Origin of the sequence: Bergeyella anatis (assembly GCF_036016955.1) — a bacterium.
Classification (GTDB): Bacteria; Bacteroidota; Bacteroidia; order Flavobacteriales; family Weeksellaceae; genus JAYWXI01.
In genome coordinates, this window is record NZ_JAYWXI010000002.1 from 257,110 (window position 1) to 272,784 (window position 15,675).

12 protein-coding genes and 1 tRNA gene are annotated in these 15,675 nt (G+C 45.5%); 7 read left to right on the forward strand and 6 right to left on the reverse strand.

Annotated features, from left to right (window positions below; all coding sequences use genetic code 11):
• Positions 1 to 16: 16 nt before the first annotated feature.
• The 4 genes from VQ048_RS02675 (at position 17) to pckA (ending at position 5,435) form a co-directional block, all read left to right on the forward strand.
• Positions 17 to 1,879: a LysM peptidoglycan-binding domain-containing protein gene (locus VQ048_RS02675; protein ID WP_327610133.1), complete on the forward strand. Its 1,863-nt coding sequence runs from the start codon at positions 17 to 19 to the stop codon at positions 1,877 to 1,879.
• A 30-nt stretch (positions 1,880 to 1,909) separates the two neighbouring features.
• Complete coding sequence (gene fabD / locus VQ048_RS02680) at positions 1,910 to 2,791, forward strand: ACP S-malonyltransferase (RefSeq protein ID WP_327610134.1); 882 nt, start codon at positions 1,910 to 1,912, stop codon at positions 2,789 to 2,791.
• A 4-nt stretch (positions 2,792 to 2,795) separates the two neighbouring features.
• Positions 2,796 to 3,698: a GYDIA family GHMP kinase gene (locus VQ048_RS02685; RefSeq protein ID WP_327610135.1), complete on the forward strand. Its 903-nt coding sequence runs from the start codon at positions 2,796 to 2,798 to the stop codon at positions 3,696 to 3,698.
• A gap of 129 nt (positions 3,699 to 3,827) precedes the next feature.
• Complete coding sequence (gene pckA, locus VQ048_RS02690) at positions 3,828 to 5,435, forward strand: phosphoenolpyruvate carboxykinase (ATP) (protein ID WP_327610136.1); 1,608 nt, start codon at positions 3,828 to 3,830, stop codon at positions 5,433 to 5,435.
• Positions 5,436 to 5,510: 75 nt separating this feature from the next.
• Here pckA and VQ048_RS02695 read toward each other — a convergent pair whose 3' ends face one another.
• From VQ048_RS02695 to ctlX, 3 genes are all read right to left on the reverse strand, one after another.
• Positions 5,511 to 5,948: a type II 3-dehydroquinate dehydratase gene (locus VQ048_RS02695; RefSeq protein ID WP_327610137.1), complete on the reverse strand. Its 438-nt coding sequence runs from the start codon at positions 5,946 to 5,948 to the stop codon at positions 5,511 to 5,513.
• A gap of 120 nt (positions 5,949 to 6,068) precedes the next feature.
• Positions 6,069 to 8,588 carry a type I DNA topoisomerase gene (topA, locus tag VQ048_RS02700; protein WP_327610138.1) on the reverse strand — a complete coding sequence of 840 codons (2,520 nt, stop codon included), beginning with the start codon at positions 8,586 to 8,588 and terminating at the stop codon, positions 6,069 to 6,071.
• 115 nt (positions 8,589 to 8,703) lie between these two features.
• Entirely contained in the window at positions 8,704 to 9,627 is a 924-nt protein-coding gene (ctlX, locus tag VQ048_RS02705; RefSeq protein WP_327610139.1) for a citrulline utilization hydrolase CtlX, read from the reverse strand.
• Positions 9,628 to 9,768: 141 nt separating this feature from the next.
• Here ctlX and VQ048_RS02710 point away from each other — a divergent pair, with 141 nt between their 5' ends.
• The gene (locus VQ048_RS02710; RefSeq protein WP_327610140.1) at positions 9,769 to 10,428 is read left to right on the forward strand and encodes a copper homeostasis protein CutC; all 660 of its coding nucleotides are present in this window, start codon (positions 9,769 to 9,771) and stop codon (positions 10,426 to 10,428) included.
• Between the two features lie 30 nt (positions 10,429 to 10,458).
• Here the strand turns inward: VQ048_RS02710 and VQ048_RS02715 are convergent, their stop codons facing one another.
• From VQ048_RS02715 to VQ048_RS02725, 3 genes are read right to left on the reverse strand one after another with little or no spacing between them, the layout of a single operon-like run.
• Positions 10,459 to 10,887: a hypothetical protein gene (locus tag VQ048_RS02715; protein WP_327610141.1), complete on the reverse strand. Its 429-nt coding sequence runs from the start codon at positions 10,885 to 10,887 to the stop codon at positions 10,459 to 10,461.
• Positions 10,888 to 10,894: 7 nt separating this feature from the next.
• Positions 10,895 to 11,275, reverse strand: coding sequence for a RidA family protein (locus VQ048_RS02720; protein ID WP_327610142.1), 381 nt, complete (start codon positions 11,273 to 11,275; stop codon positions 10,895 to 10,897).
• Positions 11,276 to 11,333: 58 nt separating this feature from the next.
• Complete coding sequence (locus tag VQ048_RS02725) at positions 11,334 to 13,958, reverse strand: putative LPS assembly protein LptD (RefSeq protein ID WP_327610143.1); 2,625 nt, start codon at positions 13,956 to 13,958, stop codon at positions 11,334 to 11,336.
• A gap of 20 nt (positions 13,959 to 13,978) precedes the next feature.
• Here VQ048_RS02725 and VQ048_RS02730 point away from each other — a divergent pair, with 20 nt between their 5' ends.
• Both VQ048_RS02730 and VQ048_RS02735 read left to right on the forward strand, forming a co-directional pair.
• Positions 13,979 to 15,277 (forward strand): N-acetylmuramoyl-L-alanine amidase family protein, encoded by a 1,299-nt coding sequence (locus tag VQ048_RS02730; RefSeq protein WP_327610144.1) that lies wholly within the window; start codon positions 13,979 to 13,981, stop codon positions 15,275 to 15,277.
• A gap of 57 nt (positions 15,278 to 15,334) precedes the next feature.
• Positions 15,335 to 15,406: transfer RNA gene (locus tag VQ048_RS02735), tRNA-Glu, on the forward strand.
• Positions 15,407 to 15,675: the final 269 nt, after the last annotated feature.

Here is a 15,675-nt window from a genome sequence, read left to right on the forward strand (position 1 = left end):
AGAATTATCGGTAAAGATGAAAAAAATTTTATTGTTGTCTGCATTTTCGGCTTTTTTTTCGATGAATGCGCAACAAGCCCATACGGTAGAAAAAGGGGATACGGCCTATAATATTGCAAGAAGGTACGGGATGTCCCTTGATGAACTTGTGAGTCTGAATCCTACCGTTAAGGAGGGCTCTATCCAAATTGGTCAGGTTCTCAGTGTTAAAAGTCCGGTGAAGGGGGCTTCGGCTCAGTCTTCTTCGGTGCGGGAGGCGCTGGGGTATATCGTGTTGGAGCCTAAGCAGACCATTTATGGCCTTACGAAGCAGTATCGGATTTCCGAATCGGAGCTTCGCCGTCTGAATCCTGATCTTGATAATAATATGAAGATTGGTAGCAAAGTTTTTTTGCCTAAGGATAAGATTGAGCGTTATGGCGCTGGTCAGTCGGCGGTGGAAACCTCTGTTGCTAATGTTTCCGAAAAGACTTCCGAAGAGGGGACGTATACGGTTCAGGCCAAAGATAATTATTACCGAATCACGCGTCGGTATAACCTTACTCAGCAGGAGCTTTTTGCGATGAATCCGGGGCTTGAGGCTAAAGGGCTTCAGGTTGGGGATGTGATTGTGGTTAGAAAAACGGGTCAAGCGGCCCTGGAAAATAAAACGGCTTCCGTGTCCGAATCGAAATCGTCTTCTGCGGCGTCTTTGCCTTTGGAGGATTATGTTACGTATACGGTGGCTAATGGGGATACGGTTTTTGGAATTCTTAACCGTTATAATATCACTTTGGACGATTTACTCCGTCTTAATCCTGAGATTGAGAACGGTTTGAAGCCGGGGCTTGTTTTGAAGCTGAGGAAGTTGGATTCGCATTATATTAAAAAATCTGCGGATGCGCTTCATGTGGTGTTGATGCTTCCTTTTGGTTTTGAAACGAATGACTCCAAATACCGTGCGCTGGCTCAGGATTTTCTTTTGGGGGCCAAATTGGCAATTGAGAGAAATGCGGCGGCGGGTCAGAAGCTCAATGTGAATGTGGTGGATGCGGGAAGCGAAACCAGTTTTAAGAACAGTTTGTCTCAAATTAATAAGAACAATACGGATCTTATTGTGGGGCCTTTTTTTAAATCGAATGTTTTGGAGGTGCTTGATTATGTGGGGGATTCTAAGATTCCGGTGGTGGCTCCGTTTGCCAATTCGGAGGACTTGTATGGTTATGACCATCTGATTATTGTGGAAACCAGCGATAAGGCTTATGCCGAACGAATGGTGGAGGAGACGGTGAAGGTCTATGCCAATCAAAAAATTTATATTGTAGCCGATGCAGGGCGGACGAATGCCAATATCATAAAGTCGGGATTGGAGAAAGCCTTGAGAGCGCCTGAGATTAAGGTGGTGGCTTCGGCATCGGAAATTGTTTTGGATCAGAATATGATGACGGGACAGGCGGCGCCGGTGGTGGCGATTTTGGCTACTAAGGACGATGCTGTCGGTAGCGGGTTTACTCAGAAAATGATTGCGCTTTCCCAGCAGACTTCGGGCATCCGTGCGATGAGTATGTACTACCATCCTTCGTTTGAAAAAAATGAAGACGAACTCGTGCAGGCGAATTTGGTTTACCTGATGGATCGGAAGATTGATTCGGAGGGGCGTTTTGAGAAAGAGGTACTAAAAGACTATAAAAAGAAGTATTGCAAAACTCCATCCAAATATGCGGTGATTGGTTTTGACGTGATGAATGATATTCTCAGCAGGGAGACTTCCACGGGAGAGGTGTTCAAGCAGATTGAGAAGGTTCAGACCCAATTGGCGACCAAGTTCGAGTACGTTCGTGCGAAGCGTGGTGGGGCTTATGTTAATACAGGCTATCGTGTGGTGCGGCTGATGCCATAAGAAAACGAGATAATTTGCTTTAAAAAAAATATGAAGAAAGCTTTAGTGTTTCCCGGACAAGGTTCACAGTTTGTCGGAATGGGAAAGGAACTTTACGATTCGAGGAAAGACATCAAGGATTTGATGGAATCTGCGAACGAGATTTTAGGGTTTGATATTCTCTCTATCATGTTCAAGGGAACGGAGGAGGAGCTTAAACAAACCAGTGTGACTCAGCCGGCGATCTTTATTCATTCGGTGGCGGCGGTTAAGGCAATCAATGCTTTGGGGGCCGAAATGGTAGCGGGGCATTCGCTTGGTGAGTTTTCCGCATTGGTAGCCAACGGGGTTTTGTCTTTTGAGGACGGTCTCCGATTGGTTGCGGAGCGTGCGGCGGCGATGCAGGCGGCCTGCAATGCTAATCCTAGCTCAATGGCGGCCATTTTGGGATTGGATGATGCCAAGGTGGAGGAGATTTGCGCTTCGGTTGAGGGGGTTGTAGTGCCAGCAAACTATAACTGCCCGGGGCAGCTTGTGATTTCGGGAGAGACGCCTGCGGTTGAAGAGGCTTGTTCGCGTTTGAAAGAGGCGGGAGCTAAGCGGGCTTTGCTTCTTCCGGTTAACGGAGCGTTTCACTCTCCGGTTATGCAACCGGCTCAGGATCGTTTGGCGGCAGCGATTGAAAAGGCTAAATTCCGTACGGCGACGCTTCCTATTTACCAAAATGTAACCACAACGGCGGTTACGGATCCGAATGAAATCAAGACGAATCTGATTGCTCAATTGACTGCGCCGGTGAAATGGACGCAGAGTGTGCAGCAGATGATAAAAGATGGGGCTAACGCATTCATCGAGGTTGGGCCGGGCAAAACTTTGCAAGGACTGATTAAAAAGATTGACGGAGAGGTTAGTGTTTCTTCTGCAATAGTTTAGGGGGATGGGCGGTTTGTTTTCACCGGGAAAATTACTGCTCACTTCCGAATATGCCGTTTTGGACGGTGCTCTTGCCTTGGCTGTTCCTACGCGGCCGGGGCAGGAGTTTTTTTTTGAGGTTTTTCCGGGTGGTTCTTCTTTGGTTTGGGAGGCTTTTCATCAGGGGAAGCGATGGCTTTACCTTAGGGCGGATTATTCCGACTGGCGTATTTTAGAGACTAATCATCCGAAGGCGGCGGCTTTTGTACTTCATACTTTGCGTCAACTTCAGGGGCTGGCTTCGCCAAAGTTTCGTGGGGAGGAAAGTTATGTTTTGAAAACCAATTTGCAGTTTCCGGCGGACTATGGTTTGGGCAGTAGCTCGACGTTGATGAATAACTTGGCTCAGTGGGCGGAAGTGGATGCTTTTTTGCTTAACGAGAAGGCTTTGGGGGGGAGTGGATACGATATTGCAGTGGCCATGGAAAAGAAGCCTTTGCTTTTTCAGTTGACGGAGCAGGGGCGCTGTGTGGAAACGGTAAATTTGGATTGGGCGTTTCGAGAGGAGCTGTTGTTTATTCATCTTAACCAAAAACAGGATTCCCGAGAGGGGATTGCTCTCTACAAAGCGAAGCCTCGTTCAAAAGAATTTGTCGATCGTTTTACTGCGATTACGAGGTTGGCTTTGTCGGCGGATGGGCTGGCTTTGTTTTCGGATCTTATGGAAGAGCATGAACTTCTTTTGGCTTCGTTTTTGGAACGGGAAACGGTAAAGTCGCTTTTCTTTTCGGACTGTCCTGTTTTTGTGAAAAGTTTGGGGGCTTGGGGGGGCGATTTTGTAATGAGCCGTAAATTTTCGGGATGGGAAGATTATTTCTCGGGGAAAGGATTTTCTAAGGTTTTGACGTGGAATCAACTCATCGTGTGAGTTTTAGTTTTTTTCTTTTTTTTCTTGGTGATTCTGATTAATATCATTAATTTTAAGACGCACTAAAAAACGCTTTAATCGTAAATTTGTTACTCCGAAAAAGGGAATAATCTATTTAAACTATATTTTATGAAAAACATCAAGATCATTCAGGAATTGCACGAGCTGGGTATCACGGGCTACCATGAAGTGGTTTACAACCCTACCTACGAGGAACTTTTCAAGGCGGAAACCTCCAAGAAAAATCAGGGGTACGAGAAAGGGGCTGTAACGGAATCGGGTGCGGTGGCTGTAAAAACGGGTATTTTCACTGGACGTTCACCTAAAGATAGATATATTGTAAAGGATGATGTAACCAAAGATACGATTTGTTGGGACGGGAAGGTTAATTTTCCGACCACTCCGGAGATTTTCAAATCTTGTAAGGATTTGGTGTTGAAGCAGCTTTCTTCATCCAAGAAGTTGTATGTGGTGGATGCTTTTTGCGGGACTAATCCGGATACTCGTCTGAAGGTTCGTTTTGTGATGGAGGTGGCTTGGCAGGCTCACTTTGTGACCAATATGTTCATCCGTCCTTCCAATTACGAACTGGAGCACTTTGGTAAGCCGGATTTCATTGTGATGAACGGTTCCAAAACCACGAACCCGAATTGGAAAGAGCAGGGGCTTAACTCTGAAAACTTCGTGATGTTTAACTTGACCGAGAAAATTCAGATTATCGGTGGAACTTGGTACGGAGGGGAGATGAAGAAAGGAATGTTCGCGATGATGAATTACTATCTTCCGCTTAAAGGAATGGCTTCAATGCACTGTTCGGCCAATGTGGGCGAAAAAGGCGATGTGGCTCTTTTCTTCGGATTGTCGGGTACGGGTAAGACTACGCTTTCGGCGGATCCTAAGCGTTACCTTATCGGGGACGACGAGCATGGTTGGGACGATAATGGGGTATTCAACTATGAAGGCGGTTGTTATGCGAAGGTGATTGATCTTACGGAGGAGAAAGAACCGGATATCTACAGAGCGATTAAGAGGGATGCGTTGTTGGAGAACGTGGTGGTGAACGAGTACGGAGAAATCGACTATAAAGACAACTCCATTACGGAAAACACGAGAGTATCTTATCCTATTTACCATATCAACAAGATTGTGTTGCCTTCTAAGGCGGGGCATGCGAAGAAGATTGTTTATCTTTCGGCGGATGCTTTCGGGGTATTGCCTCCGGTTTCTTTATTGAATGAGGATCAGGCTCAGTACCACTTCTTGTGTGGTTATACGTCTAAGTTGGCGGGTACGGAGCGAGGAATTACCGAGCCTCAGCCGTCGTTTTCACCGGCGTTTGGAGAGGCGTTTTTGACGCTTCATCCGACGATGTACTCCAAAACGCTTATCGGAAAGATGAAGGAGCATGGTGCGAAGGCTTATTTGGTGAATACGGGATGGAACGGAACCGGCAAGCGTATTTCGCTTAAAGATACTAGAGCGATTATTGATGCGATTATCGACGGATCGATTGATAATGCGCCTAAAGCGACTATTCCGATCATGAATTTGGAAATTCCTACGGCATTACCTAATGTTTCTGAGGGCATTTTGGATCCTCGGGATACGTATGCGGATGCTTCGGAATGGGAAGCGAAAGCGAAGGATTTGGCTGCGAGATACATCAAAAACTTCGAGCAGTATTGCGATAACGAAGATGCTAAAAAATTGGTTGCTGCAGGGCCTCAGTTGCCTTAGTAGGTTGGCGTTTTCGATCATGAAAAATCCTCAGACTTTGGGTCTGAGGATTTTTTTGTTAAGTTCTTATCTTATTTATTTAACGGTGTTTTGGAGAGTGTTTTTTGTCAAATAAATGGCGGCCAAGCGGTAACCTTCGACGCCGAATCCCGATAAAACGGCATCGGTATGGGGGGCGGTAACGGATTTCTGCCTGAAAGGCTCTCTTTTATAGATTGGGCTGATGTGCACTTCGACTTTTGGGCAGAGGATGTTTTTAAGGCAATCGGCTAAAGCATAGGAATAATGGGTAAAGGCTCCGGGATTGATGATTAAAGCATCATAGTCGGTGTCCTGAAGGCGGTCGATCAGTGCGCCTTCGTGATTGGATTGGAAGTAGTCGATGGTAGCGGTTTGGGCAAATTCGTCTTTCAATGCGCTTAGAACATCGGTCATGGAAACCGTGCCGTAGATTTCGGGTTCTCTTGTCCCGAGAAGGTTTAGATTAGGGCCGTTAACGATCAGTAGCTTCATTCTTTTTTTATCAAAGATAAGGATTTCGATAGAGAACGGCCGTGGAAATTTGGTGGCTTTTGTGAGGTTTTTATCGGGGAATAAAAAAACGAGCTTTGATATAAAGCTCGTTTTGCGGGTTTATTTTTTCTTTGCCGAGGTTTTTCGTGTGGTTTTTTTCTTTTCGGCAAAAGCATTTTTGTCTTGTTCGGTAATCCATTTTTTCACGTCTTCAAGGGAGACTTGGGCTAACTCTTCGGCGGTGTATTTCTCGTCGTTTTTGTTTTTTGGGATTTTGAAATTGGTTTTTCCGAACTTGATGAAAGGTCCCCAGCGGCCGTTTTCAATGGCTATTTTTTCTTTTTCCCATTGTTGGATGTAGCGGTTGGCTTCTTTTTCCAACTTGGCCTCGATTAATTCATTGACGTCGCTCTGCGAAAGGTTTTCAAAATCGTATCTTTTGGGGATGTTGACGTAAATGTTCTGGTATTTGATGAAAGGGCCGAAGCGTCCGGTGCCTTTGGTTACGGGCTCTCCTTTGAAGGTGGCAATGGGGCGGTCGGCTTCTATCTTTTCACGGATGGCTTCTTCGGCGGTTTCTTGGGTTACGGAAAAAGGATCGGTGCCTCTTCCTAGGGAAATGAATGTTTCGCCCCATTTCACGTACGGGCCGTATCTTCCTACGCCCACCGAAACGGGCTGCCCTTGAAATTCCTTTAGGTCAAACGGAATTTTGAAGAGTTCTAAGGCTTCTTCCAAGGAAATGGTGGCGATGTTTTGTCCCGGAAGCAGGGAGGCGTAAGCCGGCTTTTCTTCCTCGCTGTTTTCTCCGATTTGAATCATGGCGCCGTAGCGTCCCATTCTTGCGTATACGTTTTTTCCGGTTTTAGGGTCTTTGCCGAGCAGTCTTTCGCCTGTGGCTCGGTCGGCGTGTTCTTCTACGTCCTGAATTCTCGGATGGAAAAAATCGTAAAAATCCGTCATGACGTTTTTCCACCTTTTATCTCCGCTGGCGATTTCGTCAAACTCTTGCTCGACTTTTGCGGTAAAGCCAAAATCTAAGATTTCGGCGAAATTTTCGGTCAGAAATTCGTTCACAACTTCTCCGATGTCGGTAGGGACGAATTTGTTTTTGTCTCCACCGAATTTTTCGGTCAGAATTTCTTTTTTTACAGCGGTTTTTCCCAATGTCATTTTCACGATTTCGCGTTCTTGAGGGAGAATTTCCCTTTTATCGACATACTCGCGATTTTGGATGGTTTGGATGGTCGGGGCATAGGTGGAGGGTCTTCCGATGCCCAGTTCTTCCAATTTTTTCACCAAACCGGCTTCGGTGTATCGGGCTGGTGGGCGGGAAAACTTCTCGGTTGCTGTAATGGCTTTGTATTCCAAGGTTTCCCCCACAGCAACTTTGGGAAGATTTTTTTCGCTGTCGTCTTCATGGTCTTCGTCTTTGGTAATGCCATAGACTTTAAGGAAGCCGTCGAATACGATGACTTCGCCCTGAGCTTCAAAGCTGGCAGGAAGCGTCGGATGACCTATTTCGATAACGGTTTTTTCGATTTCGGCATTGGCCATTTGAGAGGCCAGTGTCCGCTTGTAGATGAGTTGGTAGAGTTTATTCAGTTGGGCATCTCCGATGGATTTTACCGAAAAATCCGTGGGACGGATGGCTTCGTGGGCTTCCTGAGCCGAGGAGGATTTGGTGGTATAATTCCTCGGTTTGGAATATTTCTCTCCAAACTCCGAGACGATATGGGCTTTGGCTCCGTTAATGGCTTCTTGCGAAAGGTTGACCGAGTCGGTTCTCATATAGGTGATGTACCCTTCTTCGTAAAGCCTTTGAGCCACGCGCATGGTTGTGGTTACCCCGTAACCGAGACGGTTGGAGGCTTCCTGCTGGAGGGTTGATGTAGTGAACGGAGCCGAGGCGGATCGGGTTCCTGGTTTTTTTTCCACATTCAAAACGGAGAAAGCCGTAGTTTGACACTGTTCAAGAAAGGCATGAGCGTCGTTTTCCTGCGTGAAATCTTTTTTGAATTTAGCGTTTATTTTTTGTTTTTCTGCGTTTAGAAAATCGCCTTCGATTTTAAATACGGAAGAGGCTTGGAAATCGCGAATTTCCTTTTCTCTTTCCACAATCAATCTTACCGCAACGGATTGAACTCTTCCGGCGGAAAGCCCAGTTTTGATTTTTTTCCAAAGGACGGGAGACATTTCAAAACCCACGATTCGGTCCAATACGCGGCGGGCCTGTTGGGCATTGACGAGATTTTGGTCGATGTTTCTAGGGTTTTCAATGGCTTTCAGGATGGCGTTTTTCGTGATTTCGTGAAAAACGATGCGTTTGGTGTTTTCGTCCTTTAAGTTGAGTTCTTGGGCCAAATGCCAAGCGATGGCTTCCCCTTCGCGGTCCTCATCGGAGGCCAGCCATACCGTCTCGGCTTTTTTCACGGCTTCTTTCAGTTCTGCGACAATTTTCTTTTTGTCGGCAGAGACTTCGTAGTCGGGTGAGAAGGTTTCCAAGTCGATTCCCATGCCTTTTTTTGGCAAGTCGCGGATGTGTCCGAAGCTGGATTTGACTTGAAAATCTTTTCCGAGGTATTTTTGTATTGTTTTAGCCTTGGCGGGAGACTCTACGATGACGAGGTTTTTTGACATCCTGTTTTTTTTGCAAAAGTAGAGTTTTTTTTACTTTTCCCAATTGTTTAGACAAGAATAAGGCTTATTTACCGAAATAAATAAGCCTTAATGGTTTCGATTTTATAAAAAAGCACTATTCTTTGGGAAGAAAAACTTCAGCCAGCATGCATCTTGCACTTCCGCCGCCGTTGGTTTCAATGGTTTGAAGGTCGGAATAAAGGATTTCGGAATAATTTTCGATGGCGTCAATCTGCGCTTTGGTAAGCGACTGGTAGGCGCTTTGGCTCATGACCAAAAAGGTTTGGCCTTCGCTATTGTTTAATTGGAGCATGTTGCCGGCAAACTGCTGCATTTGTTCTTCCGAAATGGAGATGATTTCTTTACCGCTGTTTTGGATGACGGAAGAAACGTAAGCTCTTTCTTCGGCATTGTCGATGCAGTCTAAACAGATGACGACGAAACGATCGGCCACGCACATCATAACATTGGTATGGTAGATGGGGAGGCGTTCGTTGCCTGCGGTTTGGAAGCTGTGGAAGACCACGGGTTCGTAACCTATTTTTCCGCAGAATTCACGGAAAAGTTTTTCGTCCAACCTCAGGGATACGGAGCCGTAAGCCAAGCGGTTGTCGTGGTCGAAAATCATACTTCCGGTTCCTTCAAGGAAGAGCTCCTCGTTTTCGTAGTGGGAAAGATCTTGGATTTCGTTGATTTTAAAACCTGAAGCTTTTACGGCTTCGATGATTTCGGGTCTTCTCTCGTCTCTTCGGTTGGGGGCGAACATCGGATAGAGAAAAACTCTTCCGTCCTGTCCGAAGCTTACCCAGTTGTTTGGGAAGATGGAGTCGGGGGTGTGGGGTTCCAAGGTGTCTTTTACGGTAATAACGCGAATGCCCTTTGAGCGGAGTTTTTCCACAAAACGATTGAATTCTTCAAGGGCTTTGGTTTGGGTGTCGCTGTTTTCCGAATTGACTTGAAAGTAATTGTTTTTTGCGGTTTGGGCGTTGTAACCGAACGCGATGGGTTCGATCATGAGGACGGTATCCGTTGTTTGCATTGTTATTTTTTTAATTTTTACAAAAATAGTCAATAAAATTGATTAAATTTAGGATTCGGATTTCGGTTCGTATTCTGTGGGCGAGAAAGCCAAGAAGGTGAGGATGAATCGAGAAGTTCGTTAGAAATAAAAGAAAATTTTATGCTTGAGATTGCTTGTTTTGAAATGACTTCTGCCGAGACGGCATTGCGTTCGGTGGCGGATCGGATTGAATTTTGTACGCAGCAGCAACAGGGAGGATTAACGCCTAATATTGATGAATTTCGTTATCTGAAGTCCATTTCGGATAAGCCTATTTATGTAATGATCCGTCCGAAAGGAGGTTCGTTTCTGTATTCGGATCAGGAATTTTTGCAGATGCAGAAGGATTTGACGGCGTTTAAGGCTTCGGGAGCGGACGGTTTTGTTTTCGGGATTTTGAACTCGGGCAATCGTGTCGATAAAGAAAGAAATCTTCGGTTGGTGGACCTTGCCGGAGAGGTGCCATGTACTTTTCACCGTGCGGTGGATCGTACACCTGATTTGGAGGCTTCAATGGAAACGATTATCGAGCTGGGATTTCGTTCGGTGCTGACTTCGGGGGGAGCCGAAAACGCAATGAAGGGCAAGGAAAAGCTAAGGGCGTTAGTCGCCCGGTATGCCGGCCGTATTTCGGTTTTGATCGGTGGGGGAGTGCGTGCTGATAACATTGCGGAACTGAAAGCCTTTACCGGTGCGGAGCACTTTCATTCTTCGGCAATTCCTCCCTATGAGATGTTTGCCAGCGACGAAGAAATTAAAAGGATGAAAAAAAATCTATAGCATTCTGCTATAGATTTTTTATTTTTTCAGTCAGTTTTTTCTTTTTTTTCTTTCATAAAGGACTTCGGTTATTTTGCCGCCGACCCACGAGAAAGGGAAGAACGTCAGAAAGATGCAAATCTTATAAAACGTGGGATGGTAGGGGAAGATAATGATGTCCATCATGGCGATGAACAAAAGGATGAAGCCGATTAGAATAGCATAAGCCACTTTGGCGTATTTTACGATGACGGCTGTGGCTACCCCTCCTATGGTGGCGGCTATGCCGGAAAGAAATAGCAGAAATGCAAAAAAGCCGTTGTTGTTTCTCATGGAATACAAAAATTTCTCCCAGGTTTGGAACGGGGAAATTCTCTCGTAGGTAATCCAGTCGGGGTTGATTCTCACGCCCAAAGAAATAATAAGCGCCGAGACACACAAGCCGACAAGGACGGCAAACGTATTCCTTAGAAAACTCATTTGATTTTTAAAACTGGTGGGCAATCATGGATATTTCGACCTCAACGTTTTTGGGCAGGCAGGACACCTGTACGGTCTCTCTTGCGGGGTAGTTGTCGGGGTCCAGGTATTCGGCATAGACGGCATTCATGGCGGCAAAATCGTCCATGTTTTTAAGGAAGATGGTGGCTTTTACCACGTTGCTGAACGTCATTCCTGCGGCCGAGAGTATAGCCTGAAGGTTTTTCATGACTTGGTGGGTGGCTTCTTCGATGCCCTCCAGTAATTTGCCCGTTGAAGGATCCATGGGCAGTTGCCCCGAAATGTAAAGTACACCGTTTACCATATTGGCTTGGGCGTAAGGGCCTATGGCTGCCGGAGCCTCGGAGGTGGAAATAATCTGTTTCATTAGGGTCGGATTTATTTTGTCCCGCAAATATAATCAATATTATGCTAGATGAAAAGCCTTAAAAATTCGCCGTGGGGTCGGTAAAGCTGCGGTCTCTGTATTTGAGGGCATCTCTCAGGATATTGGCTTTAATACCGATAAAGAAGTCGTAAACTTTATACCGCCCGAAAGGCACCCAGTTAAAATCAATGACGAAGCTCCTTTGGTCTCTGTGGAATCCGAGTCGTGTGTAGGCGAGTTCTTTGGTGATGAAATCGTAATTGGTGCTGCCGCTGATATTCCAGTAAGGCGTAAGTTTTAGCGTACCGGTCAGCCCGAGGGAAGCGACGCTGTTGCCAAAGCGGGTGGTGCCTTTGGTGTAGGCATAGTTTGCGTTCAAATTCAGGGTCCATGGTTGGGCGAAATGGGCGTAGCCGTGATCGTCAAAAAAGTAGTTTTCGTAGCGAATTTCACCTTTGGATTTGTACCGTTCGGAAGGTTTCTTTTGGTCTTTGTTAAAGAGAGATTCGCTTAGAGGAACAGCCAATTGAACATTGAATCCTTGGACGTTGAATCCTCCGAATTCTTCGGTACGGGTTCCGGTTCCGTTAGCGTCGTACGTGGTTTTATAAGGGTCAATGACGAGGCTGGAGTTCAGGCTCAGTTTACCGTCCATAAAGGAGGTTTGCCCTGATACGTTAATCATGCTCCATTTAAAACTTTTGGCGGCGAAATTGTAGGCTCCGGAAACGTTCAGGGTTTCGAAGAGTTTGATTTTTTTTACCCCCACTGAATCTTGTTTGGAGCGGACTTTCATTTCAAGGTTGTTGGAGATGTTGTAGGTCAGGGCGCCTATCATTCCGGTGGAGGGTGAACCGAAGAGGCCTCCGTCGAATATGGAGTAGGGAGTTAGGGCACCTTGGGCGTTGTAGTACTGGCGGAAGTAGCCCCAGCGGGGTTCTCCGAAATCGGGTTGGTAGGTGAGGCCGATGCTCGGGATCATCATGTGTCTGACTTTTTCGATAAAGGCTCCTTTCTTGAAGTTGAGCATACCGTAGAGGGTGGTTTGCAGGCTGGTGCTGGCCGAAAACACGGAGAATCCCGAAATACTCTTGTGGTAGGTGTTTTCCACGGCATTGGTCAGAGGGTTGTAGGCTCGGGTGAGGTATTTGTTGGTCAGAACATTGTTGGCGGAGGCCGAAACGCTAAAGGTAAAGTATCGCAATAGATTAGTGTTAGTGGTCAGGCCGATATTGTTTTGCAAGCCGGTTTGCATGTTGTTCCACATGGTGGAGGTAAACATGTTTTCCTGCTTGACGTTGTTAACGAAATTGGAAAAATTGAATCCGGTATTGACGGTGATGTTTTCCAAAAGGCCCTGTCTTACTCCTCCGTTTTTGGGACGGAAAAGGTAGAATTGATTAATGGCGACGTTCATTTGGGGAAGTCGCAAGTTAACGGTACCGTCGGCGAAGTTTTGAGAATAAGAGGCGGTGCTGGTGATGGTTATTGGAAGGGTAAGAAAGCGTTTGGTTGCACTTAGGGTTGAGTTTTGCTGGGTGTTGAGAACGCTCTGATTAAAAATATAGTTATTATTAATGGTGTTGTTATAGAATCGGTTGCTTACGATGTCCACAGAGGCCGAGAAAGTGAAGTAAGGGTTTGCTTTGGCGTCTTGTTGGTGTCTCCATCCGATACGGTAGGTGGAGGATTTGCTGTAATCGGCTAATCCTTTGATACCTCGTACGGTAGCGCCGACTTCAGAGGAGAAGTTTCCCGAATAGCGGTAATTTTTCTTGTAATTGACCTCGGGGCGGAGGTTCCAGCTTCCTTTGGTAAAGAAATCGGCCAGGATTTTCACGTCGAAATGTTGGCCAATCGGTTGGTAATAGCCCAAACCGTTGAGAAAGAAACCGACGTCTTGGCGTTCGCCGAAGCTGGGAATAAGGATTCCGGCGCTGCGTTTATCGGAAAATGGAAGGATTCCGAAAGGCAGTGCTAAAGGGGTGGGCACTTGTTCGATGTACATTTGGATTGGCCCGGTGATGACTTGCGATTTCTTTTTTCCTTTGATGAGTTTGATGGTTGGAGCCAGGAGGTAATAATCGGCTATGGTGTCTTTTTTTTGCAGGAAGTATTCATCCGTGGTGTACTTGCCACGTCTCATGTAGAAAATAGAATCGTTTATTTTTTTTGTTTTCTCGGCGACGATGATGCCTTCGCTTTCCTCGGTTCGGGCATTGTAGGCGATGGCTTGTCGGGATTTGTAATTGAAGTTGAATTGGTCGGTTTCGTATTTTTTGCCTCCTTGTTCGGTGATTACGGGCTCTATGACTCTTCCTTTTTCATTGAGTTTGCCGCGGGCAAAGACATTGCCGGTATTCCAGTCGATGGAGATGTAGTCTGCATTGATGACCATGTCCTGATAGGAAATCTTGGCGTTTTTATTGAGGTAAGTCATTTTTTTCGGCAAATCGTTCCGAATGTGGTCGGCGTTAGTTTCCACGACGTCGTCCAGTTGTTCTTTTGGGGTTGGTGTTTGGTTTTTTGTCGTGGAAACGGTATCGTTAACTATCTCATTTTTAGACTTGTTTTGAGCGTTTAGGTTTCCCAAAAAAGTGTTAAAAATTAGGATAATTAAAATATGTAGTCTATTTTTGAAGCCTATTTTGATGCGGGTAATGTTTAAAATTAACGGGCTCAAAATTAAATATTTTTATAATAATGAGGACTATTACAACTAAATATCTGCAAAAATATTTCGTAGTATTCTTTGTTTTTTTCTTTGCTTTGACGCTGGCACAGAAGAAGTTTACGGTGGTGTTGGATGCCGGTCATGGCGGCCCGGATCACGGGGCGAACCGGACGTATCCGGACATTGGGTACGTGGCCGAAAAGGACATTACGCTGGCGGTGGCTCTAAAGGTGGGGCGGCTTTTGGAAAAGGACAAGGATTTTAAGGTGATTTATACTCGCAAGACGGATATGTTTCCGTCTCTCACGGAGCGGACTACTTTGGCGAACCGGAGTAAGGCGGATTTGTTTGTTTCCATTCACGTGAATGCCAATCCAAAGACGGCGCCTTATGGTTCGGAGACTTATATTCTTGGGGTGGATCAAAATAAAACCAATCTTGAGGTGGCCAAGGCGGAAAACGAGGTGATTTATTTGGATGCTCAGGACCGCGAGATGTTTGCGTCTTACGATCCGAAATCGCCGGAGTCTTTGATTGCGCTGAAGATTCAACAGTCTCGGTATCGGGACGGGAGTTTGGCTTTGGCGGGGTATGTGGAAGATAATTTTGCCAATAAAGACAAGCGTTTTTCCCGTGGGGTGAAGCAGGCAAACTTTCACGTTTTGAGGATGAATGCTATGCCTTCGGTTTTGATTGAGATGGGGTTTGTGAGTAACTACGATGAAGCGCATTATATTGCTTCCGAAAAGGGGCAGAATGAAATTGCCGAAAGCATTTACAATGGGATTGCAAGTTATAAAAAGGCGTATGACAAGAAAGGCGGAAAGGTGCCCGCAGCTCCGGTAGAGCCGGAAAAGCCTAAGGAGCAGCCTTTGAAAAACGACTTCCGTATCCTTCTGATGAGCACTCCGGTGAAGTACGCGGAAGGAGCCCCTGAGCTAAAAGGTCTCAATTATCTGCTGACGATTAAAGAGGGGACACTGTATAAGTACTATTATGCGGTGACGAATTTGGCTTCCGTTCGGGATGGTAATCTGAAGACGGCTAAGGACGCGGGATTTCGAAATGCTACGGCGATAGGTTTTGTTCCGAACCAAAAATTAGGGTCGGGGTATTATACTCTTGAAGTGGCATCTGGTAAAGAGCGGTTGAGTGCCAATTCGGAAGTTTTGAGGATTTTGAAGGATAAGGTACAACGGAGAAAGGAAAATGGTATTTTCTATTATACTTACGGGAATGTGAAATCGTTGGAAGAGGCGGTTGCTTTACAGAAGGAATTGGAAAAACAAGGATTGAAAAACACCGTTATTCAGAAGGTGACAGAATAAATTTTGGAAAAAATTTTGCGAATAGAAAAAAAATGTTATTTTTGCACTCGCTTTTTCGGCCTATTCGTCTAGTGGTTAGGACTCAAGATTTTCATTCTTGCAACAGGGGTTCGATTCCCCTATAGGCTACAAATAACATTTGTAATCAGGTTTTTATAAATGTGTAAACTAAAACAGAAACTTTATTAAGTTTCTGTTTTTTTTGTTTGAAACGTGGGGCTTTCCTTTGAAAATTTGCCTTGTTTCCGATTTTTCCCTTTTTGTTTTTCTGTCCCTTGAGGTGGGGCTGTAAGCTCCCCCGAAAACAGTACAATTTAAAAGTATAAAATTATTAAATTTAAATTGTCAGAAACATTATGAAAAAGAGCAGATTCAGTCCGGAGCAGATAGCTAAGATA

What these genes read in the sequence shown, in the direction of transcription:
- VQ048_RS02675 (WP_327610133.1), top strand. Translation starts at nt 17, where the DNA reads ATGAAAAAAATTTTATTGTTGTCTGCATTTTCGGCTTTTTTTTCGATG.
- fabD (WP_327610134.1), top strand. Translation starts at nt 1,910, where the DNA reads ATGAAGAAAGCTTTAGTGTTTCCCGGACAAGGTTCACAGTTTGTCGGA.
- VQ048_RS02685 (WP_327610135.1), top strand. Translation starts at nt 2,796, where the DNA reads ATGGGCGGTTTGTTTTCACCGGGAAAATTACTGCTCACTTCCGAATAT.
- pckA (WP_327610136.1), top strand. Translation starts at nt 3,828, where the DNA reads ATGAAAAACATCAAGATCATTCAGGAATTGCACGAGCTGGGTATCACG.
- VQ048_RS02695 (WP_327610137.1), bottom strand. Translation starts at nt 5,948, where the DNA reads ATGAAGCTACTGATCGTTAACGGCCCTAATCTAAACCTTCTCGGGACA.
- topA (WP_327610138.1), bottom strand. Translation starts at nt 8,588, where the DNA reads ATGTCAAAAAACCTCGTCATCGTAGAGTCTCCCGCCAAGGCTAAAACA.
- ctlX (WP_327610139.1), bottom strand. Translation starts at nt 9,627, where the DNA reads ATGCAAACAACGGATACCGTCCTCATGATCGAACCCATCGCGTTCGGT.
- VQ048_RS02710 (WP_327610140.1), top strand. Translation starts at nt 9,769, where the DNA reads ATGCTTGAGATTGCTTGTTTTGAAATGACTTCTGCCGAGACGGCATTG.
- VQ048_RS02715 (WP_327610141.1), bottom strand. Translation starts at nt 10,887, where the DNA reads ATGAGTTTTCTAAGGAATACGTTTGCCGTCCTTGTCGGCTTGTGTGTC.
- VQ048_RS02720 (WP_327610142.1), bottom strand. Translation starts at nt 11,275, where the DNA reads ATGAAACAGATTATTTCCACCTCCGAGGCTCCGGCAGCCATAGGCCCT.
- VQ048_RS02730 (WP_327610144.1), top strand. Translation starts at nt 13,979, where the DNA reads ATGAGGACTATTACAACTAAATATCTGCAAAAATATTTCGTAGTATTC.